1 pseudogene is annotated in these 312 nt (G+C 55.8%); it reads left to right on the forward strand.

Going from position 1 to position 312, the window contains the following annotated elements:
* Nucleotides 1–312: pseudogene (locus tag LPW30_RS15970) on the forward strand (IS3 family transposase); the annotation flags it as partial.

Genomic DNA, 312 nt, shown 5'->3' on the forward strand with positions numbered 1-312 from the left:
GTTGGAACGACTTAGGGAAGAGAACCGTAAGTTACGGATGGAAAAGGAAATATTAAAAAAGGCGGCGGCCTTCTTCGCCAAAGAGTCGAACTGAGGTATGAGTTCATCAAGGTGGAGAAGGCCAACTTTGCGGTGATGGATTTGTGTCGGGTCATGCAGGTCAGCCGCAGCGGTTACTACGCGTGGTGTCAACGGGGGCCGGATCCGGACAGAACCCGGCGGCTGAACATGGTCAAGAGCATCCACAAACGTAAACGGGGCAGTTATGGGAGCCGACGGATGGCGAAGGAGCTGCAGCGGCGTGGAGAGCCC

Source organism: Ectothiorhodospira variabilis (assembly GCF_022227625.1).
Classification (GTDB): Bacteria; Pseudomonadota; Gammaproteobacteria; order Ectothiorhodospirales; family Ectothiorhodospiraceae; genus Ectothiorhodospira; species Ectothiorhodospira haloalkaliphila.